The sequence below is a fragment of the Roseovarius sp. genome (assembly GCF_030373445.1).
GTDB lineage: Bacteria > Pseudomonadota > Alphaproteobacteria > Rhodobacterales > Rhodobacteraceae > Roseovarius.
In genome coordinates this window covers 145,277-168,699 of record NZ_JAUCYU010000001.1, presented here as the reverse complement: position 1 = coordinate 168,699, position 23,423 = coordinate 145,277, and the positions used below count along the sequence as shown (strand labels likewise).

At 66.1% G+C, this 23,423-nt stretch carries 27 protein-coding genes; 12 read left to right on the top strand and 15 right to left on the bottom strand.

Annotated elements, in window-relative coordinates:
* Positions 1-73: 73 nt before the first annotated feature.
* The 3 genes from QUV18_RS00830 to QUV18_RS00820 are packed head-to-tail and all read right to left on the bottom strand — an operon-like array spanning position 74 to position 4,385.
* On the bottom strand, positions 74-580 hold the full coding sequence (locus QUV18_RS00830) for a (2Fe-2S)-binding protein (protein WP_057818389.1): 507 nt from the start codon (positions 578-580) through the stop codon (positions 74-76).
* Positions 577-1,395 carry an FAD binding domain-containing protein gene (locus tag QUV18_RS00825; RefSeq protein ID WP_300891343.1) on the bottom strand — a complete coding sequence of 273 codons (819 nt, stop codon included), beginning with the start codon at positions 1,393-1,395 and terminating at the stop codon, positions 577-579. The genes QUV18_RS00830 and QUV18_RS00825 overlap by 4 nt, the downstream gene beginning before the upstream one ends.
* Positions 1,392-4,385 (bottom strand): molybdopterin cofactor-binding domain-containing protein, encoded by a 2,994-nt coding sequence (locus tag QUV18_RS00820; RefSeq protein ID WP_300891342.1) that lies wholly within the window; start codon positions 4,383-4,385, stop codon positions 1,392-1,394. The genes QUV18_RS00825 and QUV18_RS00820 overlap by 4 nt, the downstream gene beginning before the upstream one ends.
* A gap of 103 nt (positions 4,386-4,488) precedes the next feature.
* On the opposite strand from QUV18_RS00820, the gene QUV18_RS00815 reads away from it, so the two are divergent.
* Genes QUV18_RS00815 through QUV18_RS00805 form a run of 3 tightly spaced genes read left to right on the top strand, consistent with a single transcriptional unit; the run spans position 4,489 to position 7,847 of the window.
* The gene (locus QUV18_RS00815) at positions 4,489-5,415 is read left to right on the top strand and encodes an alpha/beta hydrolase (RefSeq protein WP_300891341.1); all 927 of its coding nucleotides are present in this window, start codon (positions 4,489-4,491) and stop codon (positions 5,413-5,415) included.
* A gap of 33 nt (positions 5,416-5,448) precedes the next feature.
* Positions 5,449-7,035, top strand: coding sequence for a class I adenylate-forming enzyme family protein (locus QUV18_RS00810; RefSeq protein ID WP_300891340.1), 1,587 nt, complete (start codon positions 5,449-5,451; stop codon positions 7,033-7,035).
* A 35-nt stretch (positions 7,036-7,070) separates the two neighbouring features.
* Positions 7,071-7,847, top strand: a complete 777-nt coding sequence (locus QUV18_RS00805) for a GntR family transcriptional regulator (protein WP_300891339.1) — start codon at positions 7,071-7,073, stop codon at positions 7,845-7,847.
* A 60-nt stretch (positions 7,848-7,907) separates the two neighbouring features.
* Here QUV18_RS00805 and QUV18_RS00800 read toward each other — a convergent pair whose 3' ends face one another.
* Positions 7,908-8,435 carry a hypothetical protein gene (locus tag QUV18_RS00800; protein ID WP_300891338.1) on the bottom strand — a complete coding sequence of 176 codons (528 nt, stop codon included), beginning with the start codon at positions 8,433-8,435 and terminating at the stop codon, positions 7,908-7,910.
* A 179-nt stretch (positions 8,436-8,614) separates the two neighbouring features.
* On the opposite strand from QUV18_RS00800, the gene QUV18_RS00795 reads away from it, so the two are divergent.
* Positions 8,615-9,205 (top strand): exopolysaccharide biosynthesis protein, encoded by a 591-nt coding sequence (locus QUV18_RS00795; RefSeq protein WP_300891337.1) that lies wholly within the window; start codon positions 8,615-8,617, stop codon positions 9,203-9,205.
* 92 nt (positions 9,206-9,297) lie between these two features.
* Here QUV18_RS00795 and QUV18_RS00790 read toward each other — a convergent pair whose 3' ends face one another.
* The 4 genes from QUV18_RS00790 to QUV18_RS00775 form a co-directional block, all read right to left on the bottom strand.
* Complete coding sequence (locus QUV18_RS00790) at positions 9,298-9,432, bottom strand: hypothetical protein (RefSeq protein WP_300891336.1); 135 nt, start codon at positions 9,430-9,432, stop codon at positions 9,298-9,300.
* An 80-nt stretch (positions 9,433-9,512) separates the two neighbouring features.
* Positions 9,513-11,276, bottom strand: coding sequence for a sensor histidine kinase (locus QUV18_RS00785; RefSeq protein ID WP_300891335.1), 1,764 nt, complete (start codon positions 11,274-11,276; stop codon positions 9,513-9,515).
* Positions 11,273-11,827, bottom strand: a complete 555-nt coding sequence (locus QUV18_RS00780; RefSeq protein WP_300891334.1) for an RNA polymerase sigma factor — start codon at positions 11,825-11,827, stop codon at positions 11,273-11,275. The genes QUV18_RS00785 and QUV18_RS00780 overlap by 4 nt, the downstream gene beginning before the upstream one ends.
* Positions 11,824-12,018 (bottom strand): NepR family anti-sigma factor, encoded by a 195-nt coding sequence (locus QUV18_RS00775; RefSeq protein WP_300891333.1) that lies wholly within the window; start codon positions 12,016-12,018, stop codon positions 11,824-11,826. Before QUV18_RS00775 ends, QUV18_RS00780 begins: the two co-directional genes overlap by 4 nt.
* Positions 12,019-12,144: 126 nt before the next feature.
* Between QUV18_RS00775 and QUV18_RS00770 the strand changes: the two genes are divergently transcribed.
* On the top strand, positions 12,145-12,957 hold the full coding sequence (locus tag QUV18_RS00770; protein WP_300891332.1) for a response regulator: 813 nt from the start codon (positions 12,145-12,147) through the stop codon (positions 12,955-12,957).
* A gap of 73 nt (positions 12,958-13,030) precedes the next feature.
* Here QUV18_RS00770 and QUV18_RS00765 read toward each other — a convergent pair whose 3' ends face one another.
* Complete coding sequence (locus tag QUV18_RS00765; protein ID WP_300891331.1) at positions 13,031-13,192, bottom strand: DUF1328 domain-containing protein; 162 nt, start codon at positions 13,190-13,192, stop codon at positions 13,031-13,033.
* Positions 13,193-13,404: 212 nt separating this feature from the next.
* On the opposite strand from QUV18_RS00765, the gene QUV18_RS00760 reads away from it, so the two are divergent.
* Positions 13,405-13,731 (top strand): hypothetical protein, encoded by a 327-nt coding sequence (locus tag QUV18_RS00760; protein WP_300891330.1) that lies wholly within the window; start codon positions 13,405-13,407, stop codon positions 13,729-13,731.
* Between the two features lie 3 nt (positions 13,732-13,734).
* The gene (locus QUV18_RS00755) at positions 13,735-14,112 is read left to right on the top strand and encodes a hypothetical protein (protein ID WP_300891329.1); all 378 of its coding nucleotides are present in this window, start codon (positions 13,735-13,737) and stop codon (positions 14,110-14,112) included.
* 20 nt (positions 14,113-14,132) lie between these two features.
* Here the strand turns inward: QUV18_RS00755 and QUV18_RS00750 are convergent, their stop codons facing one another.
* On the bottom strand, positions 14,133-14,531 hold the full coding sequence (locus QUV18_RS00750) for a hypothetical protein (protein WP_300891328.1): 399 nt from the start codon (positions 14,529-14,531) through the stop codon (positions 14,133-14,135).
* An 87-nt stretch (positions 14,532-14,618) separates the two neighbouring features.
* On the opposite strand from QUV18_RS00750, the gene QUV18_RS00745 reads away from it, so the two are divergent.
* Positions 14,619-15,350 (top strand): Crp/Fnr family transcriptional regulator, encoded by a 732-nt coding sequence (locus QUV18_RS00745; RefSeq protein WP_300891327.1) that lies wholly within the window; start codon positions 14,619-14,621, stop codon positions 15,348-15,350.
* A 286-nt stretch (positions 15,351-15,636) separates the two neighbouring features.
* Here the strand turns inward: QUV18_RS00745 and QUV18_RS00740 are convergent, their stop codons facing one another.
* The 4 genes from QUV18_RS00740 to QUV18_RS00725 form a co-directional block, all read right to left on the bottom strand.
* Entirely contained in the window at positions 15,637-16,425 is a 789-nt protein-coding gene (locus QUV18_RS00740) for a heme ABC transporter ATP-binding protein (RefSeq protein ID WP_300891326.1), read from the bottom strand.
* The gene (locus QUV18_RS00735; protein ID WP_300891325.1) at positions 16,422-17,504 is read right to left on the bottom strand and encodes an iron ABC transporter permease; all 1,083 of its coding nucleotides are present in this window, start codon (positions 17,502-17,504) and stop codon (positions 16,422-16,424) included. The genes QUV18_RS00740 and QUV18_RS00735 overlap by 4 nt, the downstream gene beginning before the upstream one ends.
* A gap of 6 nt (positions 17,505-17,510) precedes the next feature.
* Positions 17,511-18,329, bottom strand: a complete 819-nt coding sequence (locus QUV18_RS00730; RefSeq protein ID WP_300892030.1) for an ABC transporter substrate-binding protein — start codon at positions 18,327-18,329, stop codon at positions 17,511-17,513.
* Between the two features lie 68 nt (positions 18,330-18,397).
* Entirely contained in the window at positions 18,398-19,453 is a 1,056-nt protein-coding gene (locus QUV18_RS00725; RefSeq protein WP_300891324.1) for a ChuX/HutX family heme-like substrate-binding protein, read from the bottom strand.
* 235 nt (positions 19,454-19,688) lie between these two features.
* On the opposite strand from QUV18_RS00725, the gene QUV18_RS00720 reads away from it, so the two are divergent.
* The 4 genes from QUV18_RS00720 to QUV18_RS00705 all read left to right on the top strand — a co-directional run bounded on the left by QUV18_RS00720 (position 19,689) and on the right by QUV18_RS00705 (position 23,061).
* Entirely contained in the window at positions 19,689-21,731 is a 2,043-nt protein-coding gene (locus tag QUV18_RS00720) for a TonB-dependent receptor (RefSeq protein WP_300891323.1), read from the top strand.
* 130 nt (positions 21,732-21,861) lie between these two features.
* A complete protein-coding gene (locus tag QUV18_RS00715) occupies positions 21,862-22,209 on the top strand; it encodes a VOC family protein (RefSeq protein WP_300891322.1) in 348 nt (115 codons plus the stop codon).
* A gap of 29 nt (positions 22,210-22,238) precedes the next feature.
* A complete protein-coding gene (locus QUV18_RS00710; protein WP_300891321.1) occupies positions 22,239-22,604 on the top strand; it encodes a nuclear transport factor 2 family protein in 366 nt (121 codons plus the stop codon).
* A gap of 52 nt (positions 22,605-22,656) precedes the next feature.
* The gene (locus QUV18_RS00705) at positions 22,657-23,061 is read left to right on the top strand and encodes a hypothetical protein (protein WP_300891320.1); all 405 of its coding nucleotides are present in this window, start codon (positions 22,657-22,659) and stop codon (positions 23,059-23,061) included.
* Here QUV18_RS00705 and QUV18_RS00700 read toward each other — a convergent pair.
* Positions 23,037-23,420 carry a GFA family protein gene (locus tag QUV18_RS00700; RefSeq protein ID WP_300891319.1) on the bottom strand — a complete coding sequence of 128 codons (384 nt, stop codon included), beginning with the start codon at positions 23,418-23,420 and terminating at the stop codon, positions 23,037-23,039. The two genes, QUV18_RS00705 and QUV18_RS00700, sit on opposite strands and share 25 nt — an antisense overlap.
* Between the last annotated feature and the right edge of the window lie 3 nt (positions 23,421-23,423).

The following is a 23,423-nucleotide window of genomic DNA, read 5'->3' as shown; positions in this document are numbered from 1 at the left end:
TCGGGGCGGCCCGGCGATGCGCGGCGGCCTTCGGCCTGGATTCCGCGCATAGTGTCATGCTTAGGCGTTAAGATTACTCCGCCGCCACCTGCCCCTTGTCGCCCAGCACGGCCATCGCCGCGTCGACGATTTCCTTGTAGCCGGTGCAGCGGCAGATGTTGCCGGAGAGGGCGTCGCGCACCTCGGCCTCGGTGTAGCGTTTGCCGGTGGAGGCGAGTTCCGACAGGGTCATCAGCATCCCCGGCGTGCAGTAGCCGCATTGCAGGGCGAAGTTCTCGTGGAAGGCCTGTTGCAGGTCGTTGAACTCGTGGTCGGGGGTTTCCAGCCCCTCGATGGTGCGGATCTCGCGGCCCTCGGCCTGATGCGCGAGCGTCAGGCAGGAGCGGACGGCCTTGCCGTCCATCATCACCGTGCAGGCGCCGCAGACGCCGTGTTCGCAGCCCACATGGGTGCCGGTGGCGCCGATCTCGTGGCGAAGGAAATCGCTGAGCAGCATGCGCGGCTCGGCGAAGCCTTCGACCTCTTCGCCGTTCAGGGTGAATTCGACCGAGTGTTTCTGGCCGTGTTGCAGGACCTTCATGACAGGGTCTCCTCGATGAGTTTCTGGCCGATGCGGCGGACGAGTTCGCGGCGGTAGCGGGCGGAGGCGTGGATGTCGTCGGTGCCGCCCATCTTCCACGCGAGGCGGTTGAGGGCGTCGGGGATGTCGGCGGTGGACAGGTCCGACCATTCCTCGACCGTGGGCGCGTCGGAGACGCCGCCGACGCCGAGGCGCACGGTGCCCTTGTCGGCGATGCAGGCCATGGCGACGATGGCGAAGTCGCCGTCGCGCCGGGCGATTTCGCGGAAGCCCCACCTGGCGGAGGACGGGAGCGACGGGAAATGGGCGGAGATGCAGAGCTCGCCCTGTTGCTTGGCCGTTTCCAGAAGCCCGGTCTGGAACTCGCTGGCCGAGAGGGTGCGGGTGCCGGACGAGGATTGCAGCGTCACCGTGCCGCCCAGCGTGGCGAGCAGGAGCGGCATTTCGGCCGAGGGGTCGGCGTGGCAGAGCGAGCCGCAGACGGTGCCGCGGTTGCGGGTCTGGATGTGGCCCACATGGGTCAGCGCCTCACGGACAAGGGGCATGTGGGTGGCGAGGTCGGGGTGGTGGAAGACCTCGGCCTGCGTGGTCGCCGCGCCGACGGTGAGGCCGTCGGGGCCGATCTCGAGCTTTTTCAGGTCGGCAAGGCGGGAGACGTCGACGAGGATCGACGGCTCCGCCAGCCGCATGTTGAGCATCGCCATCAGCGACTGTCCCCCGGCGATGACACGGGCCTCCTCGCCATGTTCGGCAAGGCAGGCGACGGCTTCGTCGATCGTGTCGGGGATGTGGATGGAGAAGGGGGCCGGTTTCATGAATTGCCTCCGAATTTCGAGCGGATCTTGCCGAGGAGCCCCTTGCGCGGTGCGGCGTCGGGGGCCGCGCGGGCCACGAGGGCGCGGAAGAACTGGTTAATGAGAAGGCGGGCCGCGCCGGAAAGGAGGCGGCCGCCGACGGAGGCGATGGTGCCCGAGAGGTGGATTTCGTAGTGGTAGCGGACGTTGGTGCCGCCCTCGACCTCGTCGAGTTCCACCCAGCCGGTGCCGCGGGAGACGCCGAGTGAGCCGTCGAGCGTGCCGGAGATTTCGACGCTTTCGGGCTTGCGCATGTTTTTCAGCCGGATATCGGCCTCGAAGGTGCCGCGCACGGCGCCGACGCCCATCTTGAGCGTGCCGGTGAAGTGATCCTCGGCGTGCTTGTCGAGTTCCTTGCAGCCCGGGATGAGGGCGGCCATTTCCTTCGGATCCAGCAGCGTCTCCCAGACCTTTTCGCGGGGGGCGGGGACGAAGGTTTCGCCCTCGCCGCGCAGCGCGTCGCCGGAGAAGTCGACGGAGAGGCGTTCCTCGGTTTTCTCCTCGTCGGCCGGGGGCGCCATCTCCTCGCCGCTGTTGATCCAGCCGAACACCTTGGAGGGGGTGAGCGGCATGGTCACGTCTTCATAGTCCAGCGCGTCGGCCACGGCGTTGGCGAGGCAGACGGGGGTGGTGTACTGGTTGCCTTCCGCGATGCCCTTGGCGCCGAGGCGCGTGAAGGGCGAGGGGATGGCGACGGTGTCGACCAGCACCGGGTCGATGGCTTCGGCCGCGGTGGGGATCAGGTAGTCGGCCATGGTGCCGGAGAGGAAGGTGCCGTCTTCCTTGTAGACGAATTCCTCGTAGAGGGAGGCGCCGATGGCGTTGGCGAAGGAGCCGCGGATCTGACCCTTGGCCAGCCCCGGGTTGAGGATGGTGCCGCAATCGTGGGCGGTGACGTAGTGGTCGACCTTCACGTTGCCGGTGTCGGGGTCGATTTCCACGCCGCAGAAGTCGAAGGCGAAGCCGTAGGCGAGGGACGTGTTGATTTCGTCATTGGCGGTGGTCGGCGTGAGTTCTGGGGCGTTCCAGTAGGCGACCTCCCTGATGCCGGGGTCCATGCCTTCGGGCAGGGAGGAGGGCGACCAGTGGGCCAGCCCGCCGACGCGGCGGAATTCGAGGCCGTTGTCGGGGTTCGACTTGGAGCGGATCATGCTGTCGGCGAATTCGATGTCGTCCTCGGGCACGTTGAGGAAGCGGCCCGCGACCTTGGTCATCTTCACGCGCACCCGTTCGGCGGCGGTTTTCGCGGCCGAGGTGGAGGCGGGCGAGAAGCGGCAGGAATAGTTGCCGGCGGCGATGGACCAGTTGTCTTTCTGGGTGTCGGTTTCGAGGTTCACCGTGATGTCGGAGAACTTCAGCCCAAGTTCGTCGGCGACGATCTGGGCCAGCGCGGTCTGGTGGCCCTGGCCTTGGGGCGTGGAGTCGCCCACCACGTTGACCGAGCCGAGAGCATCGACCGAGATGGTGCAGGAGGCGACGGCGCCGTCCTTGGGGCCGGCTTTCTCGCGTTCTTCCTTGGTCTTGAGCGTCGAGATGTAGCCCATGTTCGACTGGCTGGGTTCCACGGCGGCGGCGAAGCCGATGCCGTAGAGCTTGCCCTCGGCGCGGGCCTGTTTCTGGCGCTCGCGCAGCCAGTCGAGCTTGCCCTGTTCGACGGAGTCCTTGACCACCTGCTGGTAGTCGCCGGAATCGATGAGGGCACCCGCGGGGGCGCGGTAGGGGAAGGAGCCGGCGGGGATGAGGTTCTTTTCCATCAGCGCGAGCGGGTCCATCCCGAGTTCTTTCGCGACCTTGTTCATCACGCGTTCGATGGCGAAGTAGAGTTGCGGCCCGCCGAAGCCGCGCACGGCGCCGGTGGGGCATTTGTTGGTGAGGACGATGTTGTTCGTCACCTTCACGTTGGGGATGGTGTAGCAGTTGGTCGAGAGCCCGTGCATCCGGTAGATCGGCGCCGGCATCGGCGCGCGGAGATGGGCGCCGTGGTCGTCGTAATGCTCCATCCGCAGCGCGTTGACGGTGCCGTCATCGTCGTAGGCGGCCTCGATCGTGGTCACCCGGCTGGGCGCGACGGAGGAGGAAGCGTGGTGTTCGAGGCGGTCCTCGATCCATTTCAGGGGGCGGCCGGCGAGGCGGGAGGCGACGCAGAGCACCACGATATAGGGGAAGAGGGTGAGCTTGGAGCCGAAGCTGCCGCCGGAGTTTGCGGGGCTTTTGTGGCGCAGCTTGGCTGAGGGGATCTTGAGCGCGATGGCCATCACGGTGTGGACCGAGAAGGGGCCCTGGAAGTTCGAGGTGACGTCGTAGCCGCCGGTGTCGGGTTTATATTCGGCGACGACGCCGTAGGTTTCCATCGGCGTGACCGAGTTGCGCGGGTAGCGGATGGTGATCTGCGTCTTGTTCTTCGCGGCGTCGAGCACCTTGTCGGCCTCGCCGTGATTGAAGACGCGGTGGGAGACGCGGTTGGAGCCGGCGGCCTCGTGCAGGACGGGCGCGCTTTCCTCGCAGGCGCGGACCGGGTCGACCACGGCGTCGAGCACTTCGTAATCGACCTTGATGAGCTTGAGCGCGTCTTCGGCGCGGTAGCGGTCGGTGGCGCAGACGATGGCGACGGGTTCGCCGACGTAGCGGACCTTGTCCATGGCGATGCCGCGATAGTCGAGCGGGTTGGCGAAGCCGACGATCAGCGGCTTGGTGTAAGGCTTGATATCCTCGCCGGTGATGACGGCGTGCACGCCCTTGAGCTTGAGCGCCTCGGTCGCGTCGATGCCCCTGATGCGGGCATGGGCATGGGGGGAGCGCAGGAACGCCGCGTGTAGCGTGCCTTTCGCGATGGGTATATCATCCATGAAGGTCGCCTTGCCGCGCAGCAAGGTCTGATCTTCGGTGCGCAGGATCTTCTGCCCTACCAGCGGTTCGCGCATTTCTGACACATCGTCCTCCATACCCGTCATGCGAGCTTGAAATTCATTAAATACTTATTGTATAATAAAGCTGGATCGTGTCAACTCGTTTGCGACGGCAATTCGTTGAAGGGCTGCAACCGGAAGGCTGGGAATGACCGAAGGATTTGATTTCAAGGTAGAAAAAGAGATGCTCGCGCTGAGTGACGGGGGCCGGGTGGCCATTCGCCGCTGGGGCGAGGGCAAGCCCGAGCGGATCGTCATGTCGCATGGCAACGGGTTGGCGATCGACGGGTTCTACGAATTCGCCAATGTCCTGATGGACGATTTCGAGGTCGTGGTCTTCGACATGCGCAGCCACGGGCAGAGCGGGCCGGGCGAGGTGATGCAGAACCCCTGGCCGCGCTTCGTGAAGGACATTCCGGAGATATACGATTCGATCCAGGCGACGTTCGGCGAGAAGCCGATGCACGGGGCGTTCCATTCGCTGAGCTCGATCGCCACGCTGATGGCGCAGTCGCAGGAGCCGCGGGGCTGGCGCTCGCTGACGCTTTACGAGCCGCCGGTGCCGCCGGTGGCGGACGAGGCGCTGCTGGAAGAGTTCGAGGAGGCGCACCGGGGCCTGTCGCGTCGAACCAGGGCGCGGCGGCGGCGGTTTTCGGGGGCGGAACGGCTGGTGACGTCGCTGCGGCGGTCGCCCACGTTCGGGGGCATCCCGGACGAGGTGATTGAGCGGCTGGCGGAGGGGATGCTCTACCGGGCGGGTAACGACCCGGAGGCGCCTTACGAGCTGGTCTGTGACCCGGACATGGAGGCCAACACCTTCGACATCCGCCTGCCGCGGGAATGGTGGGACGGGATCGCGAACGTGCGCGTGCCGGTGCAGGTGGTGATGGGAACCACGCTGGGCCACGACCTTCCGGTGCTGATCCGGTCGGCGGCGTTCCTGGCGCAGAGTTTCGGGTTCGAGACCGCCGCGGTCGAGGGCGGGGGACACCTGATGCAGATGCAGAGGCCGCAGCGCAGCGCGGAACATGCCGTGCGGTTCGCCACGGCCCAATCGGAAAACAACGCCGCCTGAACGGCGCCTTCATCCAACAGAGGGAATGAGACAATGGCACAAGAGAAGCTGACACAGGCCCGGGCGATGGGCACGATCCTTGACTGCATGCGCTACTGGGCGGCGGAGACGCCGGAGCAGTTGGCGGTGGAGACGACGGACCACGGCAAGCTGACATATGCAGAGCTGGCGCGGAATGCCAATGCGCTGGCGGCGGCGTTCGGGGCGCTGGGGCTGAAGACGGGCGACCGGGTGGCGATCCAGCTGCCGTCGTCGCCGGAGTTCGTGACGACCTACATGGCCTGCGCGATATCGGGCTGTGTCCTGACGACGCTGCACATGCCTTACCGGCAAGAGGAACTGCACCCGCTGATGGCGTTCGCGGGGGTGAAGGCGGTGGTGACCGCGGAGGTCGGGAAATACGACGGGCCGGAGGTGATGGAGGCGCTGAAGGGCGAGATCGGGAGCCTGGAGCACGTGATCAGCGTGACCGGGCCGAAGATCGACGGGCAGCATCATTTCGGCGCGCTGGTGGCCGACAATCTGGATGCGCCGGAGATCGAGGGCGCGGGGCCCGATGCGGAGGTGGCGCTGTGTTTTACCTCCGGCACCTCGGCGGCGCCGAAGGGGGTGATTCGGAAACAGACGCTGATGGCGCAGAATGCGCGGCGGTTCGGCGAGATGCTGAGCATGACGCAGGACGACCGGGTGATGATCGCGCCGCCGCTGACGCATGTGTTCGGGCTGCTGTGCGCGGGCAATGCGCTGATGTCGGGGGCGACGATCGTGCCGATCCCGATGTTCACGCCGCCGACCTATGGGCAGTACCTGACAGAGATGCGGCCGACCGTGGTCTATTCGGCGCCCGCGCATCTTGCGGCGACGCTGAAGAGCGGGGTGATGGATGCGAGCCCGCCCGAGACGGTGCGCGACGTGATCGTCGGCGGCTCGATCTGCCCGCCGGAGGTGGCGGCGCAGTTCGAGGCAAGGTTGCCCAATGGCCGCGTGGGCTGTCTTTTCGGGATGACCGAGGCGCTGCTGGCGACGCAGACGGTGGTGACGGACGCGCCTGAGATACGGCACGCGACCGTGGGGCAGCTGGCCGAGGGGCTGACCGCGCGGATCATGACGCTGGAGGGCGAGGACGTGACGAAAGGCGGCGAGGGGGAGTTGCAGCTGAGCGGCTATTCGATCCTGCCCGAGTATCTCGACAACCCCGATGCCAATGCCAGTTCCTTTACCGGGGATGGCTGGTTCCGCACCGGCGACCTGGCCTCGATCGACGAGAACGGGAACATCATGATCACCGGCCGCAGCAAGGACATCATCAACCGGGGCGGGATCAAGATAAACCCGGCGGATATCGAGAGTATCCTGGACGGGCACGCCGATATTGTGCAGTCGGCGCTGGTGCCGATGCCCGACGAGGTGCTGGGCGAGCGGATCTGTGTTTACGTGGCGCTCAGGCCCGACACTTCGCTGACGCTGGACGATCTGTGTGCCTATCTCGACGGGCAGGGGGTGGCCAAGATGCGGTGGCCCGAGCGGCTTGAGGTGATCCCGGAGATGCCGATGACGCCGACGAAGAAGATCATCAAGCCGGTTCTGGTTGCGGACATCCGGGAGAAAGTGGCAGGTTGACTTACCCTGCGCGTTGGGAGGACTGAGAGCACGTCATGGCACAAAAGCAAGAAGATGGCGCCATACTGGGCGGCGGACAGGTGGAGACCTTCGAGAAACGGGCCAAGCGTGGGCGGCCGCGCGGCAAGGGCACGCAGGTGGTCTATGACGCGCTGCGCAAGGAGATCCTGACGCTGGTGGCGAAGCCCGGCGACCACCTGGACGAGGCGCAGCTCGAGAAACGGTTCGGGGTGTCGCGCACGCCCATCCGCGAGGCGCTGATCCGGCTGCAGGCCGACCGGCTGGTGCGGTTCTCGGCAAACCGGGGGCATTTCGTCGAGGTCATCAACCTCAACGACGTGCCGCGGATCTTCGAGGCGATGGATCTCTACCAGGCCGCCGTGCTGCGGCTGGCGGCGGGGCGGCACACGCAGGACCAGATCAAGGTGCTGCGCGAGATCAACGAGGGGTACAAGGCCGCCGCGAAGGCCGGGGATTTCCAGGCGATGACCGAGCGGAACCACGAGTTTCACAAGCAGATCGCGCTGATGGCGGGGAACGAGTTCATCAAGGAAGGCTACGAAACGGTGCTGAATTTCAGCCTGCGCCTGACCTACCTGATGTTCGAGAACGAGGACCGCACCTCACAGGAACCGGATACCTACTACGAGCGGATTTATAACGAGCATGACGAGATGATCGACATGATCGCGGCGCGGGACGGGGATGCGCTGGACGAGGTGAGCCAGAAGCATACGCGGCTGTTCTGCAGCAGGGTGTCGGCCTTCATGGAGAACCGGGTGCCGCTTCGGACCAAGGCCCAGTCTTTCTAGGCTTTCAGGTCGGAATGGCGCGCACGCCCCGGCACGGGCCGGGGCGCGGCAGAGGGCGTGTTACTCGTCGAGCCGTTCGACGGTTTCGAGGGCGAAGCCGCCGATCATGGCCGCGTAGAAATCGCCGTCCGAGGGCGGGATGGCGATGTAGCCTTCCGGCACGATCGCCTCGCCGGTGACGGCGCTGACCTTGATCGGGAAGCTGCGCTCGATCTCGTTCGGGGTGGCGTCTTCCTGCGAACCGGAGGTCACGTCCTCTTCGAGGCCGCGGAACACGGCGACGGTGCCTTCCATCTCGTTGAACTCGCCCGTGTCGGGCAGGATCGGGCTGCCGGAAATCGCGATCTTGTTGATCTCGACCCGGATTGCGGGCGCGGGCGCGGTTTCGTCGACCGTGACGACCGAGGCGATGGCGCGGCCGAGATCGGCCTCGAGGGACGGCCAGAACTCGCTGGCGTTGCTGCCTTCGTAGGCCGACAGGTCGGTCTGGACCTCGATCCGGGACAGGGTGACGTCCTGTGCCTGGACGGCGACAGGGGCGGTGAACATCAGCACGGCGGCAGCGGCGCTGAGAACGTGGTGTTTCATAACAGTGTCCTTTGTAAAAGACTGGCTTTCAGGCTTCATTAACGCTTCGGCGGCCAAACGGTTCCCCGCGTACAAAGGTGAAACGACAGGGGCGGCGCCTTGGCGCAGCCTTCGGGGAACCGGTTTGGGCATGGTACGTTGTTTTCCGGTCAAGATGGCGTTGAGCGGAAAGGGCAGGGATGACAGCAGGCGTGAAGGGCCGGCCGATGGCCGCGGTCGATATCGTTCTCGAGACGGAACATGCGCTGGAGGGCGATCATTCGACGGTGCGCGAACTGGTCGACCGGCTGGGGCGGGCAAGCTACACGCCGCTGCTTATGGTGCCCGCGCTTATGGTGATCTCTCCGCTGAGCGGCGTGCCGGGGTTCTCGGCGGCCTGTGGCATCCTGATCGCGGCGGTGTCGGTGCAGCAGATGATGCGGCGCCCGTCGCTCTGGCTGCCCCGGTGGCTGAGCAATGCGAGCCTGCCGGCGCAGCGGGTGCATGACGCGGTGCGGTGGCTGCGCAAGCCCGCGCGGCTGCTGGACCGGGTCACGCGGCGCCGGGTGCAATGGCTGACTTATCCCCCGTTCTCGATCATGCCGCAGGCGCTGTGCCTGGTCTGCGGGCTGATGATGCCGTTGCTGGAACTGGTGCCCTTCACCTCGTCCGTGGTGGGGGTGGTCGTGGCGGTGGTGGCGACGGGCATGTTCATGGCCGACGGGCTGCTGGTATTGTTCGGAATGTTGGGGGCGGCGGCGGCCGTGGGGGTGATCGCGGCGGCGATCTGAACGAAGCGTCGTTCGGGAAAACGTCTTTGGAAATCGTTCGGGGAAACCTTGCGCGGCGCGAAACCGGGTACCTTCGCACCGCGCGGGCAGTGTCAGGTCTTGACCTTGGCGACGGCGGGCACCGGTTGTGCGTCGTCCATGTTTTCGCTGATCCGTTTCATGAAGTCCCAGGCTGCCACGGCAATGAGGGCGAACAGGGAAATCATCGAGAAGTGCTTCCGTCTCATGATATACCTCCGTGTTGTTGTTCTGAATCAGGAACGTCCGAAACCTTACGCTGGTTCCCGGCAGGTCATCATTAACGTCATCATTTCGCCGGAAGGGCGTCGTCTTCCTCGGCTTCCGGCCAGGACAGCGGGAAGGTGACGTGCAGCTCGTAGCGGTCGGCGGTGACATGGGTGTCGAGCGTGCCGTCGAGCTGCGAGACGAAGGACTGGATCAGCCGCGAGCCGAGGCCGGAGCCGTCGGTGTCGCGGGTGTCGGCCTCGGTCCCCTCGTCGGTGGAGCGGGAGTTGACGATGCTGAGGCAGAGCGTGTCGGTGCCGGTCTGTTTCAACGCGATGTTGATCCAGCAGGGCGCGCCGCGCTCGACGCCGCAATGCTTGACCGCGTTGATCGCCGCCTCGGTCGCCAGAAGCGACAGGGGCACCGACTGGTCGGGGTTGATCTCGACCGGGTCGAAGCTGGTGGAGATGTCGATGCGGTGGTCCATCTCGTCGAGCGCGCCGATGGTGACGAGCTGGCGGATGATGTCCTCGAGCAGCGAGTCGGCGCGCACCTTGGACAATTTGCGGGCCAGGTAGAGGTAGCGGTGGATGGCCGAAAGGGCCATCACCCGGTCCTGCACCCGGCGGAGGAGGTGGCGGGCCTCGGGGCTTTCGGTATTGCGGATCTGCATGTTCATGATCGAGGAGATCAGTTGCAGGTTGTTCTTTACCCGGTGGTGAATCTCGCGCAGCAGGACAGTCTTTTCCTTCAGGTCCTCGTCGCGGCGGCGTTCCTGGTCGGAGATCCGGCGGGTCATGGCGCGGAAGGCGTCGGCCAGCACCTCGAATTCCTCGGGCGCGTTGTCGAGCCGGGCGGTGTCGAGATCGGTGCGGCCGGCGGCGAAGAGCCGCATCCACGATCTGAGGCGCCAGACGTGGCGAATGGCAAGGCGGTGCACGCCGATATACGCCACGGCGATGGCGATGACCCACATCAGCAGCGGCACGTAGAGCGAGATCGCCTCTTCGTAGCCGGGCAGGAAGGAGCTCTGGCTGCGGGGGCGCCAGCTTCCGAGCGCGAAGACGCTGCCTTCGACGATCGGGACGACGGCGAAGTGGCGCGGGCTGCCCTGGCGGTTGAGGCCGCGAAAGGTCTGGCGGCCCTCGTCGACCAGGTCGGGCAGCGACTTGTCGGCGGGCAGGACCGAGCGGCGGTCGTCGGCGAAATCGCCGGTGGCGATGATGTCGCCGTCATGCTGGAAGACGACGAGATCGACATCCGAGGTGGCGGCGGCCAGCACGCCGTTGATCTTGCCCAGGGGGATGGCGATCCAGGCGGTGCCGCGATGTTCGTTGGCGTCGGTCACCGGCACGGTGACGATCACGGCCGAGCCCGGGCCGATGAACTCGAGCGGCTGGACGATCATGCCCGGCTCGTGGTTCTCGAGGTCGGAGCGGATGATGTCGAGATCGGCCAGGTCCTGGCGTTCGCCGTTCGAGGCGCAGACGAGCTGCATGTCGGAATCGATGAACCCGGCGAAGCTGTAGAGGTCGGAGCGGTCGACCACCTGCGACATGATCAGGTCACAGCTCTGGCCGGTGGAGGAGAATGCCTCAACCGCGACGGCCAGCGTGCGGGCCGAGCTGACCGCCGAGCGGATCACCTCGCGGGTTTCGGAGACGGCCTGCTGGGTCTGTTCGAGAAGGGCGGTTTCGGAAAGGGTGCGGCGTTCTTCCAGCACCTTGAGGGTCTGGAAGACGGAGATCAGGCCGAGCGGCAGCATGGCGAGGCTGAGAACGATGGCAAGCCGGAAGGCGAGGCCCGGCTTCAAGCCCCGGTGCCGCGCCGCCGGCTTCTCACTCATACGGATGGCTTTCCGTTGACCACCGCCAATGTTGCTGAATCCGTCATTTCGAGTTCACTGTCATCGTCGAGGTGCATCAATTCCGCCAGACGCTTGCGCGCCCGGTTCGCCCGGCTCTTGATGGTGCCGACCGCGCAGTTGCACATATCAGCAGCTTCCTCGTAGGAAAACCCCTCTGCGCCCACAAGAACCAAAACCTCGCGCTGTTCCGCGGTGAGCTGTGCGAAAGCCTCGCGGAAATCGGTCATGGCAAGGCGGCCGTCATGGTCGGGCTTCTGCGACATCGACGCGGCCATGATGCCCTCGGGGTCTTCGACCTCGCGGCGGCGCTTGCGGTGCTGGGAGTAGTAGGTGTTGCGCAGGATCGTGAAAAGCCACGCCCTGAGATTGGTGCCGGTCTGGAACTTGTCGAAGTTATCCCAGGCCTTGACGACCGCGTCCTGTACGAGGTCGTCGGCGGACGATGCATTGTGCGACAGGCTGAAAGCGAACGCACGCATGGCGGGAAGATGCTCGATCAGCTCTTCCCTCGGGTCTTTGTGAGTTGTCACGCGTCATCCTCGGTCTTGGTTCTGGTGTCCCGATTCCGCGTAGAACTGCTCTCTTGCTCTTTGGCACGAAGCTGGTCGAGCAGCTTCGTAAAGCGTTCGGGAACAGGTTCCTCGAACGCTTCCGTGTATACACGCCGCAAGTTATCGTCTATCTGCTGATCCACTTTGTCGATCCTGCTAGTCTTCGCCATAGTACCCGATTTTCCGCACAAGCCCTCAGGCGCTTTTTTGCACCTGATCTGGAACATAACCTAAAGATATGCGTTTGGTTCCATGCAACGACCACATTTTTTAGAGGACACCCGAGGGAAATATCGATGATGGACAGCAATCCTGATGTAACAACGCGCATTGCGCAGGAATTGCCGTATCTCCGGCGATACGCGAGGGCGCTGACAGGCAGTCAGAATACCGGAGACAACTACGCCGCCGCCACGCTTGAGGCGCTGCTTGAGAATCAGGAAGTCTTTACCGACGACCGGGCGCCGAAGACAGCGCTGTTCCGGGCATTTCACGACATCTGGGTCTCCTCCGGCGCCCCCGTGGACGAGGGCGGCAACCTCGATTCCGCCGAGAGCCGGGCGCAGTGGCGCCTTTCGGGCCTGACCCGCAACACGCGCGAGGCGCTGCTTCTGCAAAGCCTCGAAGGGTTCCGCACCGAGCAGATCGCAGACATCATCGACGTCAGCCCCGACGAGGCGGCCGAGCTTCTGTCGATCGCCCGCCGCGAGATGTCTGACGCGGTGCGCGGGCGGATCATGGTCATCGAGGACGAGGCGATCATCGCGATGGACATCTCCTCGATCGTCGAAAGCATGGGCCACGAGGTGACCGGCATCGCCCGGACACGCGACCAGGCCGTGAAGCTGGCCAAGCAGACGCCGCCGGACATGATCCTGGCCGATATCCAGCTTGCCGACAAATCCTCGGGGATCGACGCGGTCAACGATATCCTCGGGCAGATGGACGAGGTGCCCGTGGTGTTCATCACCGCCTTCCCCGAACGCCTGCTGACGGGCGAACGGCCGGAACCTGCTTTTCTGATCACCAAGCCATATTCGGAAGACCAGGTTCAGTCTGCCGTGAGCCAGGCGATGTTCTTCTCGAGTACGGAAACGCTTCAGGCCTGAGGGAAGGGCCGTCTGACGTGATTGGGGGCCTGCGCGCCGGATGCGGCGCGCAGGTCTTTTTCGTTCCGGTCCGTCAGCTGCGGACGGCGCGCATGATGAGGGCGCCGAGGAACAGCACGAGTAACACGAAGAACAGGATCTGCGCGATCCCTGCCGACGCGGATGCGATCCCGCCGAAGCCGAAGACGGCGGCGACGATTGCGACGACGAAAAATACAAGTGCCCAGTACAGCATCGGAAAAACTCCTTTGAATTGGTTACCTTGGTTCGTCTTGCAGTTGATGGCTGGTCAACCGTCGTGCCGGGCGATTGGTTCCCAAAAAAATTTCCGCCGGGGCAGTATGTTGTTCCAAATTGACGCACCCTTCGGAATGGCAGGAACCTGTGGCGCGCTCACGCGTTGACGCGGGGAATGGACCACGCAATTCACGGGAAAAGGAGGCCGACATGGCACGGGCTGACACGACTGACACTCCCAAGAGCGAACTCGACGATCTCTCTGCGCAGATCGCGACCCTGAAAAAGGATGTCTCAGCGCTGACCAAGACGCTGGGCGAGCTTGGCGTCAACTCCAAGAACGCCGCCATCAACGGGGCGCGGCGCAAGGCGCACGAGGCCTATGACGCGGGCGAGGCACAGTTCAACGCCGCGCGCGACCAGGCCGAGCGGGCCGGTCAGTACGCGGCCGACACGGTGCGGGCGCAGCCGGCGACGTCGATGGCCGTGGCCGTGGGTGTGGGCTTCATGCTGGGAATGCTGACGAGCCGGAGGTAAGGGATGTTTGGAATTCCCGCCACGATCGAAATTCAGGCGCGCGCTGCGGCGCGCGCTTTCGCGTTCAATCTCGTGGGCATGATTCTCGTTCTGGTCGGAAGCGGATTTCTTGGCGCGGCCCTATGGCTTGTGATCGAGGCCGAACACGGCGCGATCATTGCCAACGCTGCGATCGGGGGCCTGTTCGTGCTGCTGGCCGGCATCTGCTTCCTGCTGAGCCGCTCGCGGGTTCCCGTGCGCAGGGCGGCTGCCGCCACGGTCGCGCCGGCGGGCGCGACGGGCCATACCTCGACCATCGTGGGGATCATCGAGGGGTTCGCCATGGGAATGCAGGCCGGGCGCGCGGCACGGGCGCCGCGGAACCCGAACCCCGACCCGTAAGCGGTCTCAGTTAAGCGGTCTCAGTCGCCGGTTTTGCGCGGGCGGATGGCGTGGCGGATCATCTCGTCCGTGAAGGGCCGGATCAGCATGTTCCAGCCAAGGCTGCGCACGCGCTCCTCATCGTCCTCGCCGGCGGTGAGGACGATCTGCGTGCCGCAGGTTCTGAGCGTCTCCGCCAGCCCGGTCTCGACCACCTGGGCATAGTTCATTTCAAGGAACGCCGCCGAGATGTTCTCGTGCGCGGCAAGGCGGGTGGACATCTCTTCCGTCGATGCGATGCGGATGATTTCGCACGGGCCAGCTGCCCTGAGCGAGCCGGCAATATCCTCTGCAATCAGGGAATTGCGCTCAAGCACAAGGTAGACGGGGGCCGACTGATCCGGCGCTGAGCACCGGGAATCATCGGGCCGTTCATTCATGAGGTCGTCTCCAAACATAAGGATAAAATACCGTTTAAATTTTTGGGTGCATTAAACTATGACATAGGAAAAGGGGAAAATTCGCCGATGGTTACGGATTGCCGAAACTGCTGGTTGCGCAAGCGACCCATCTTCCTGCCTATGACCGAGGCCGAGCTTGATTTCATGCAGGAATTCAAGACCGGGGAACTGAACGTCGACCCGGGCACGACCCTTATGCTGGAAGGCTCGAACAGCCCGCAATTGTTCACCGTGCTCGACGGTATGGGCCTGCGTTACAAGACGCTCGAGGATGGCGAGCGGCAGGTGATCAGCTTTGTCATGCCCGGCGATTTCATCGGGCTTCAGGCGGGCGTGATGGACCAGATGCAGCACTCGGTCGAATCGACCACCTCGATGAAGCTCTGCGTCTTCGACCGCCGGTCGCTGTGGCGGCTGTTCCAGGATCATCCGGAGCGGGCCTATGACCTGACATGGATCGCCGCGCTGGAGGAGCATTTCCTGGGCGAGCAGCTGGCCGTGGTAGGGCGCATGCCGGCCGAGCAGCGGCTGGCGACGGGGCTGTTGCGGCTTTATGACCGGGCGGTGGCACTGGGCATGTCGAGCGGGCCGTGGATGAAGCTGCCCTACACGCAGAAGGACCTGGCCGACGCGCTGGGCCTGTCGGTGGTGCACACCAACAAGACGCTGAAGGGGCTGCGCGACCGGGGGATCCTGAACTGGAAGAACGGCGACATGGAGATCCGGGATTACGAGGCGCTGGCCGGCCTGGCGCATCGGGACCCGGATTCGGACGTGAAACGGCGGCCGCTGATCTGAGGGTGGCGGGCCGGGACAGCACGCCCGGCGAGGACCCCCCCCCCGGAAACAAGCGGCCCCCGCCTTAAATAAAGGCGGGGGCAGGCACCCGAGGGACAGGAAGGGTGCTGAATGTCTGCCTGGGATTTGGGGATGATGGGCAGACATCCTGTCGAAACGTTTTCTCCATTCCGACGTCGAAAATACAACGCGCCGAATATGAAAAAGGTTCCTGTGAAATGAACTTCTTTCGGAAAAAAATGTAAGGTATTGATTTCGTAAGGAAATTAATCAGAAATTTTCTGCATCAGAGCGCCCGCCCGGCCGATTGGGGCAGGACGTAGCGCATGCCCCGGGGCGGCGGCGTGCTGGTGCGCAGCGGACAGCCATAGGCGTCGGACAGCACCGCGTCGGTCATCACCGTTTCGGGCGGGCCGTGGGCGATGATGCGCCCGGCCTTCATCACCGCGATCAGGTCGGCGAACATGGCCGTCAGGTTCAGGTCGTGCATCACCGCGATCACGCCGCCGCCGCGAAGGGCATAGTCGCGCGCAAGCTGCATGATGCCGAGCTGGTGGCCGATATCGAGGCTGGCAACCGGCTCGTCGAGGAACAGCCAGCAGGGCGCGCCGTTCAGCACCGGCTGCCAGACCTGCGCCAGCACGCGGGCCAGTTGCACCCGCTGCTGCTCGCCGCCTGAAAGTTCCTGGTAGAAGCGGTCGGCGAAGCCGTCGAGCCCCACCGCCTCGAGCGCGCGGTCGGCCAGCGCGTCCTGCCGCCCGTGGGGGCCGGAGTGCAGGCCGATGCGCACCACCTCCGTCACCTTGAAGGGAAAGGCGATGCGCGAGGCTTGGGGCAGTACACCGCGCATCGTGGCAAGACGTGGGGCGTTGGCCGTGCTGACCGGCGTGCCGTTGAGGGTGACGGTGCCAGAGGCCCGCTCCTCGCCCGTGAGGATGCGCAGCAGGGTGGTCTTGCCCGAGCCGTTGGGCCCGACGATGGCGGTCACGGCGCCGGCCTGCGCGGTGAGGTCGATGCCGTCGAGGATGATCTTGCGGCCGATGGCGTGGCGGATATCGGTGGCGTGCAGCGTCACAGGTCGAGCACCCCGCGGCGGCGCAGGAGAATCCACAGGAAGACGGGCGCGCCAAGCACGGCGGTGACGATGCCGATGGGCAGTTCGGCGGGCGCGATGATGACGCGGGCCGCGACATCGGCCCAGATCAGCAGCGCGCCGCCCAGCAGGGCCGCGTTGATCAGCAGCGGCCCGTGATCCGGCCCGGTGGCCAGCCGCAGCAGGTGGGGCACGACGATGCCGACGAAGCCGATCCCGCCCGAAACGGCGACCGCCGCGCCGGTGGCGGCGGCAACGGCCAGCACGGCGAGGTTCTTGGCCTTCTGCACGTGGATGCCGAGATGCATCGCCGTGGCCTCGCCCATGGCCAGCCCGTTGAGCGCGCGGCCAAGGGTGCTGGCGCCGATCAGGGCCAGAAGGATTAGCGGGCCGGCGGTGACGATCTTAGACCACGTGGCGCCGGCGAGCGAGCCCATCTGCCAGAATGTCAGGTCGCGCAGCTGCTGGTCGTCGGCGGCATAGACGAGAATGCCCGCCAGCGCCCCGGTCAGCGCCGTCAGCGCGAGGCCCGCCAGCAGCATGGTCGCCACCGAGGTGCGGCCGCGATGGGTGGCGACGCCGTAAAGCAGCATGACCGAGAGCCAGCTTCCGGCGAAGGCGGCGATGGGCACGAGGTACATGCCCGCGACCCCCCGGATCGCGGCGGGTAGCGAGGCGCCGAGGACGATAGCACCGATCGCGCCGAGGCCCGCGCCGGCGCTGACGCCGACGATGCCCGGATCGGCCAGCGGGTTGCGGAAGAGCCCCTGAAGCACGGTGCCCGAGACGGCCAGTGCCGCGCCCACCAGCAGGCCCAGCAGGGTGCGGGGCAGGCGGATGTCGAACAGCACGACCCGCTCGAGCTGGGTCAGAGGCTCGCCCGAGGCCATGTGCCACAGCGCCGTCCAGAGCGAGGCGCCCGAGGCGCCGATGGCAAGGCTGGCGACGCAGGAGCCCAGCAGCAGCAGGGCCAGCCAGACATGCGCCTGCCGGGCCAGCGCGCGCCGATCACGGGCGCGGGCGGGTCCGGCGGCGGCTTGCGTCTCGCTCGCGGCCGACATGGGGGATCAGGACCCGTAGAGGTGCTGGCTGAGGTCGGTGACGGCCTTCGCGGTGCGCGGCCCGAAGCCCAGCAGGAACAGCCCGTCCATCCGCACGATCGCGCCGGTCTCGGCGGCCGGGGTGGGCTGGAAGGCGGGCATGCCGAACAGCACCTCGTTGGCGATGGCATGGTCGCCGCCGCGGTCCATCATCAGGATCACGTCGGGCTCGGCGCGGCTGACGGCCTCGTCGGTCATGGGCTTGTAGCCCTCGAACTCGGTCACGGCGTTGACGCCGCCCGCCAGCTCGATGATCGAGGCCGCCGCGGTGCCGGTGCCCGAGGCCATCACGCGCCCGCCCTGCATGGACAGCACGAAGAGCACCCGCTTGGGCGCATCGCCCGCCAGGTCCTCGGCCCGCGACCGGGCGGCGGCGATCTCGGCCTCGACATTGGCGGCCAGCGCGTCGGCCTTGTCGGCGACGTCCAGCGCATCGCCCACGCGGCGGATCTTGTCGGCGATGCCGGGGCCGGTCTCGACGCTGGGAATGGTGACGATCTCGACCCCGGAGGCGTTCAGCACCTCCATCGTTTCGGGCGGGCCGGCGCCGTCTTCCGAAAGGATCAGCCCGGGCGAGACCGACAGCACCCCCTCGGGCGACAGCGCGCGCATGTAGCCCACGTCGGGCAGGGCCCTGGCCTCGACCGGGAAGGTGGAGGTGGTGTCGCGGGCGACGAGGCGGTCGCCCTCGCCCAGCGCATAGACGATCTCGGTCACCGAGCCGCCGATGGACAGGACGCCGGGCTGGCCGGTGTCGTCGCCCTGGGCCGGGGTCATGGCGCCCATGACGGCCAGCAGGGCGGCGGAAAGCGCGGCGAGCAGGGCGCCGCTGGCGCGGGATCTCGGGGCGAACATCAGGCCTGCTCCTCGGCCCGGGCAGAGGGCAGGCCGGCGACCAGCTCGCGCCAGGCCGGGCGGCTGTCGCGGCCTTCCTTGCCGACGCCGAAGATCTGCAGGATCAGCCCGCTTTCGGCGTCGAACGCCTCGAGCGAAACGGCCGCGCCGCGCTGGGTCGGCTTGTCGACCGCCCAGACCTCGGCGATGTGGTCGAGGCGCAGGTGCAGGTTGAAGCCGGGGTCGAGCACGTTCTGCCACGGCCCCATCGCCTTGAGCGTCTTCACCGGGCCGGTATGGATCTGGATGCAGCCGCGGTTGCCCGTGAAGATCATTACCTCGGTGCCGTCCGTCGCCAGCTTCTGAAGCGCCATGTCGACGGCGCCGGGTTCGACCAGCCGGGCCAGCGGCTCGCCCGCGATACGGTATGCGCCGAGGCGGTTCATCTTCAGCTTCGAGCAGAGCCGCAGGAACTGGTGCGTGTCGGTCAGCCGGGCCCATTCCTTGCGCAGGATCTCGGCCTTGGCCGGGTCGGATTTCGGGGTTTCGGCGGGCTGGCGGGGTTCGACCGGCTGCTCGGGCGACTGGTTCTCCAGCGCCAGCTCGGCCTTCAGCCCCTCCCAGGCGTCGTGGTTCGAGGCGTCGCGCAGGAAGATCTTGTGCACCGCGTCGCCCGCGGCATCGAACACCTGCAGGCTGCGGCGGGGGCCGCTCTCGCCCGGCTTCTCGACCATGAAGGCGTGCTGCCAGTGCTTGGGGAACATCCGCAGGTCGATATCCTCGGCCAGGGTCATCGCGGCGTGCGGGCCGGGGTGGTAATCGTCGTAGACCCCCACCTTTTCATGCACGCAGGACTCGTTCCGGGTCAGGGCCATGACCTCGCCCAGTTTCAGCGCGGCGCCGATGATGCTGTCGGGATGGGCGTCGATGCGGGTCACGCCCGCGCCGCAATCGGCGGCGACAAGCCGTGCCTCGGTGATACCGAGCTTGGCGGCGAGGTCGCGTTCGCGGGTTTTTGGGTTGTCCTTGCGGGCGGCGCGGATGTCCTCTGCCGTCAGGTCTGCGGGTTCTGGCATGGTGACCTCGATGCTGCGATTTCGGGTGTCATGGCTTCGCCGCAACAGGTGGCGCGGCGTGGCTGCGGCGGGGCCGGATGGCGTCGCCTGAAAACTTGACTCTTTTAGTCTGAATAACTAGAGGCAGACAAGACCAAAGTTACCGGTCGGACATCAATCAAAATACCACGGGCGCCAGCCTTTCGTGAGCGACTTCGGCAAGACAATCCGGATAGCGGACGAAAGGAAACGGACAATGACGCGGGACATTTCGCGGGCCCTTCGGGGCACGACGGCGCTGTGCGTGGCATGGCTTCTGGCCCTGCCGGCCTTGGCACAGGAAGAGGCGCAGAACGGGGATGACAGCCAGGCGGGGCCGGGCGGCTTCCTCGGCACGCTCACCCTTCAGGAAAGCAAGCGGGAGGTGCGCACCGACACCGCCACCCCGGTGACCGAGATCGACCAGGACGAGATCAAGGACCGGCAGGCCGGCACGGTGGCCGAGCTGATCGATTCGGTGCCCGGCGTGAACCTCGTGAACGGCACGCGGGCGCAGGGCTCGGGCATCAACATCCGCGGCTTCGGCGCGACCGGCACCTATGGCACCGACCAGAAGGTGCTGATCCAGGTCGACGGGGTGACGCGCGGCAGCGAGGAGCTGTACCGCATCGGCAACCAGCTTTTCACCGACCCCGCGCTCTACAAGCAGGTCGAGGTGATCCGCGGCACGGTGGGCTCGTTCGAATACGGCTCGGGCGTGGTCGGCGGCGCGGTGCTGCTGGAGACGAAGGACGCGTCGGATTTCACCGGCGGCGAGCCCGGTTTCGCCTTCCGCCAGATGCTGGAGTTTTCGACCAATGGCGAGGGGATCGCGAATTCCTCGATCCTGGCGTGGCAGCCGACCGAGAAGCTGGAATTCCTGCTCAACTACACCAACCGCCAGCTCGGCATCCAGGAGGATGGCGACGGCAACCCGATCAACCCCGATGGCGGCGACATCAACGACCCGTCCTACATGTTCAAGGGCAAGCTGACCTTCGGTGCCGATGACGCGCATTCGCTGACGGCCTCCTATACCAACACCGACTCGACCCAGTACAACGTGCCCTACGACGCCTTCGGGCTGGGCGCCGGCTTCGGCTTCTTCGACCGGGAGACCAGCAGCGAGACGGCGATGCTGCGCTATGGCTACAACCCCGCGGGCAACGAGCTGATCGACCTGACGCTGCAGTTTTCCTATGCCAACGAGGAGATCATGCAGACCCCGGTTCCGGGCACGCCGCCCTTCCTGACCGGGCTGCTGGATGCCGACCACAAGTACGAGACCACCACCGTGACGCTGAAGAACCGCGCGCGTTTCGATACCGGGCCGGTGGCGCATGAGCTCGTGTCGGGGATGGAGTACATCCATCGCAAGCGGCTCAACGCCTCCTCGGCGCCGGGCGGGAAGGACAACCGCTGGGCGCTCTTCCTGATTGACGAGATGGCGTTCGGCGGCGGCTGGACGGTGACGCCCGCCCTGCGCTACGAGACCTCGAAGATCGACGGAGACACCCCGCCGAACAACGGCCGGTTCAGCCACGATGCGCTGATGGGGGGCGTGTCGGCGCGCTATGCGTTCGGCAACGGCATTTCGGTCTTCGGCAGTGCCGCCTATACCGAGGTGCTGCCGCCGATCGACGATCTCGACAACCTCGTGCGCGTGTCGATGACCGAGAAGTCGCGCACCTTCGAGGTTGGCGGCGCCTATGACGGGCGCGACGTGTTCCGCGCGGGCGACAGGCTGGCGTTGAAGGTGAATGCCTATGACACCGAGCTGTGGGACGTGACCTCCTACGTGTCGACCACGCCGATGGGCTCGCAACTGCTGGACGGGGTGCATGTTCAGGGCATCGAGATCGAGGGCTCCTACGCGATGCGGAACGGGCTCTATGCCGACCTGAACGCCACCTTCGCCGAGGCCGAGCAGACCGACGCGGTTCTCGTCACCTCCGACTGGGGGCTCAACGCCGGCAACAACCTGCGGCTGACGGTCGGCAAGTCGTTCGGCGATGCGCTCGACCTGAGCTGGGAGACCGAGATGAACGAGTCGGTCACCAACGGCTTCGGCTATACGCCGAGCTACGCCGTGCACAACCTGCGCGCTACCCTGGCGCCGGGGCGCGGGGTCTGGGAGGGCACGGAGCTGCGCGTGGGGATCGAGAACCTCTTCGACCAGAACTACCGGACACCGCTGATGAGCCCCGGCCGCCGGGCGACGGGGCGGAATTTCAAGTTCACCGTGGCCAAGGCGTTCTGACGGGTTAGCAGCGTATCGGAACGCCCGGGCGGGGCGGGGCCATCGGGCCTCGCCCCTTGCCGTTTGCAGACGGCGGGAACCCGGCCCGAGCTGCGCGGGTTGTCGGCAGGAGTGACCCGAGGACCGCAGCATGCGACTGTACGACGTCTTCCTCAGTATCCACGCCAAAGATTTCGCCGCCCAGACCGACTGGTGGGCCCGGTTCCTCGGCCGCCAGTGGGATCGTGCGCCGATGCCATCCTGCCATGAATGGTCGCTGACCGGGGATATCCTGTTCCAGGTGCTCGACAGCTCCAACGGGTATGGCGGCGCGACGGTGACGCTGCACGTGGCCGACCTCGATGCCGAGATCGCGCGGCTCGGCGCGGCCGGGATCGCCGTGCCCGCGCCGGTGAAGGTCGACGGCTTTGACACGCTGCGCTTTTCCGAATTCACTGATCCCGAGGGCAATACCGTGAGCCTTCTCGACGGCCGGTAGGGCGCCGATCCACGGGCGAAAGGGCAGAGATGACAAAGATCGAGGAAAGCCGGGATTGCGGCAATTCGCCGAAGAACAGCTTCGTGCAAACCGTGGCGATCGCGCTCGAGACGGGCGAGGCGCTGCCGGAGGCCTTCAGCGACGCGGTGGTCTGGCACGGCGCCGGGACAGAGCCGCTGAAGCCGCTGGAGGGGATCGAGGCCGTGCAGGCGCATCTCGACAGCCTGATGGCCCCGGTGGCGATGGTGATCGAGCACGCGATCTCCCACGGCCGGACGGGCGCCGCCAGCGGCGAGGTGACGCTGGCCGACGGGCGGACGCGGCGCTTTGCCCATGTGTTGGAGTTCACCAGCGCCAAGGCAAACCGCGTCGCCGTGATCAAGAGCTATGGCTGAGCCGAGCGGCCGTTAACCCGCCCTTAACCATCGCGCGGCCACGCTCGGGGGCATGCGCTGGTTCTTCCTCCTCCTGTTGCTTACCGCCTGCAACACGCCCAGCCCCGGTTTCTACGGGGGCGAGCCGGTGCGGATGCACCTGGGCGGCAGCACCTTCGACATCCGCGTGAAGGGCCGGCGGGCCGAGGCGATCCGCCTCAACATGGAATGGGCGCCGCGCCTGTCCTCGGTGGGGGAAAAGGCGGTGCTGGCCATCGAGAAGGTCAGCGGTTGCGAGGTGACGCGCCTCAAGGGCGATGCGGCGCTGGTCGAGGCGCGGCTCGATTGCGGGTCGGGCCCGCCGCCGCCGCGCCCGCCCAGCGGCGAACTCTTCTGCGAGATGGACCTGCATGAAAACGGCGACACCGGCAGCCTCTACTGCGTGCCCGTCGATCAGAGCTTCCCGCAGCCGGGGTAATCCGCCGGCATCCAGGGCAGGCGCTCGTCGGCGTGGTCGATCTCGGTGGGCTGCACCGACGCCGGATCGTCAAGCAGCGTGGCGTGGAAATGCGTCTCGCCGGGGGTGTTGTCGGTGGCATAGGTGACCGACGCACCGCAGGTGGGGCAGAAGGTGCGCCGGGTGCCGGGCGAGGAGGCGTAGACCGAAGGCTCTTTCCCCGTCCAGCGCCACTGCCCGTCGGGATGGCCCACGAAGGTGACAAGCGGCGCCCCGGTGGCCCGCCGGCAACTGTCGCAATGGCAATGCCCGACCCAGTTGGGCGGGCCGTCGAGTTCGAACCGCACCGCGCCGCACAGGCAATGTCCCTTCACCGTCATCGC

Coding starts and splice junctions, on each gene's coding strand:
- QUV18_RS00830 (WP_057818389.1), bottom strand. CDS start 580: ATGAAGGTCCTGCAACACGGCCAGAAACACTCGGTCGAATTCACCCTG.
- QUV18_RS00825 (WP_300891343.1), bottom strand. CDS start 1,395: ATGAAACCGGCCCCCTTCTCCATCCACATCCCCGACACGATCGACGAA.
- QUV18_RS00820 (WP_300891342.1), bottom strand. CDS start 4,385: ATGACGGGTATGGAGGACGATGTGTCAGAAATGCGCGAACCGCTGGTA.
- QUV18_RS00815 (WP_300891341.1), top strand. CDS start 4,489: ATGACCGAAGGATTTGATTTCAAGGTAGAAAAAGAGATGCTCGCGCTG.
- QUV18_RS00810 (WP_300891340.1), top strand. CDS start 5,449: ATGGCACAAGAGAAGCTGACACAGGCCCGGGCGATGGGCACGATCCTT.
- QUV18_RS00805 (WP_300891339.1), top strand. CDS start 7,071: ATGGCACAAAAGCAAGAAGATGGCGCCATACTGGGCGGCGGACAGGTG.
- QUV18_RS00800 (WP_300891338.1), bottom strand. CDS start 8,435: ATGAAACACCACGTTCTCAGCGCCGCTGCCGCCGTGCTGATGTTCACC.
- QUV18_RS00795 (WP_300891337.1), top strand. CDS start 8,615: ATGACAGCAGGCGTGAAGGGCCGGCCGATGGCCGCGGTCGATATCGTT.
- QUV18_RS00790 (WP_300891336.1), bottom strand. CDS start 9,432: ATGAGACGGAAGCACTTCTCGATGATTTCCCTGTTCGCCCTCATTGCC.
- QUV18_RS00785 (WP_300891335.1), bottom strand. CDS start 11,276: ATGAGTGAGAAGCCGGCGGCGCGGCACCGGGGCTTGAAGCCGGGCCTC.
- QUV18_RS00775 (WP_300891333.1), bottom strand. CDS start 12,018: ATGGCGAAGACTAGCAGGATCGACAAAGTGGATCAGCAGATAGACGAT.
- QUV18_RS00770 (WP_300891332.1), top strand. CDS start 12,145: ATGATGGACAGCAATCCTGATGTAACAACGCGCATTGCGCAGGAATTG.
- QUV18_RS00765 (WP_300891331.1), bottom strand. CDS start 13,192: ATGCTGTACTGGGCACTTGTATTTTTCGTCGTCGCAATCGTCGCCGCC.
- QUV18_RS00760 (WP_300891330.1), top strand. CDS start 13,405: ATGGCACGGGCTGACACGACTGACACTCCCAAGAGCGAACTCGACGAT.
- QUV18_RS00755 (WP_300891329.1), top strand. CDS start 13,735: ATGTTTGGAATTCCCGCCACGATCGAAATTCAGGCGCGCGCTGCGGCG.
- QUV18_RS00750 (WP_300891328.1), bottom strand. CDS start 14,531: ATGAATGAACGGCCCGATGATTCCCGGTGCTCAGCGCCGGATCAGTCG.
- QUV18_RS00745 (WP_300891327.1), top strand. CDS start 14,619: ATGGTTACGGATTGCCGAAACTGCTGGTTGCGCAAGCGACCCATCTTC.
- QUV18_RS00735 (WP_300891325.1), bottom strand. CDS start 17,504: ATGTCGGCCGCGAGCGAGACGCAAGCCGCCGCCGGACCCGCCCGCGCC.
- QUV18_RS00730 (WP_300892030.1), bottom strand. CDS start 18,329: ATGGGCGCCATGACCCCGGCCCAGGGCGACGACACCGGCCAGCCCGGC.
- QUV18_RS00725 (WP_300891324.1), bottom strand. CDS start 19,453: ATGCCAGAACCCGCAGACCTGACGGCAGAGGACATCCGCGCCGCCCGC.
- QUV18_RS00720 (WP_300891323.1), top strand. CDS start 19,689: ATGACGCGGGACATTTCGCGGGCCCTTCGGGGCACGACGGCGCTGTGC.
- QUV18_RS00715 (WP_300891322.1), top strand. CDS start 21,862: ATGCGACTGTACGACGTCTTCCTCAGTATCCACGCCAAAGATTTCGCC.
- QUV18_RS00710 (WP_300891321.1), top strand. CDS start 22,239: ATGACAAAGATCGAGGAAAGCCGGGATTGCGGCAATTCGCCGAAGAAC.
- QUV18_RS00705 (WP_300891320.1), top strand. CDS start 22,657: ATGCGCTGGTTCTTCCTCCTCCTGTTGCTTACCGCCTGCAACACGCCC.
- QUV18_RS00700 (WP_300891319.1), bottom strand. CDS start 23,420: ATGACGGTGAAGGGACATTGCCTGTGCGGCGCGGTGCGGTTCGAACTC.